The organism is Anaerococcus hydrogenalis (assembly GCF_002871895.1).
GTDB classification, from domain to species: Bacteria; Bacillota; Clostridia; order Tissierellales; family Peptoniphilaceae; genus Anaerococcus; species Anaerococcus hydrogenalis.
Map to the genome: position 1 here is coordinate 1 of NZ_PNHP01000010.1, position 633 is coordinate 633.

The following is a 633-nucleotide window of genomic DNA, read 5'->3' on the forward strand; positions in this document are numbered from 1 at the left end:
TATCGGTCACATGTTAGTATTTAGCCTTAGGGGATGGGCCCCCTATCTTCACACCGGGTTACTCGTGCCCGGTGATACTTTCCCTCTCGTATCTTAAAGCTTTCGTCTACAAGACTGTCACTTTCTTTGGTTTATCTTTTCAAATAATTCGACTAACTTTAAGATATCGCTAATGAGTTAGGCTCTTTTCCTTTCGCTCGCCGCTACTTAGAAAATCGATGTTTCTTTCTCTTCCTCCTGCTACTTAGATGTTTCAGTTCGCAGGGTATCGCCTTACTAAGCTATGTATTCACTTAGTAATGATTGTGTCTTCCACAACCGGGTTGCCCCATTCGGAGACCTAGGGGTCAGTGCTTTTTGTGAGCTCACCCTAGTTTTCGTTCACTTACGTCCTTTATCGCCTTCATGTGCCAAGGCATCCACCTTGTGCCCTTTCTTTCTTGACTGGAAATATTTATAGCTATTTAATTTTTTTAGGTTCAATTAACCCTCTTATATATAGAAAAGTAAATTACCTCTTTTAACTTAACGAAGTTAATTTTTAAAATTTTCTTTTGGTAAAAGTCAGCGTACCGACTTTTTACTCTTAGAAAGGAGGTGATCCAGCCGCACCTTCCGATACGGCTACCTTGT

At 40.6% G+C, this 633-nt stretch carries 1 rRNA gene; it reads right to left on the reverse strand.

From position 1 onward, the window contains the following. Window positions 1–446 (reverse strand): 23S ribosomal RNA (locus tag CJ192_RS09170); the annotation flags it as partial. Window positions 447–633: the final 187 nt, after the last annotated feature.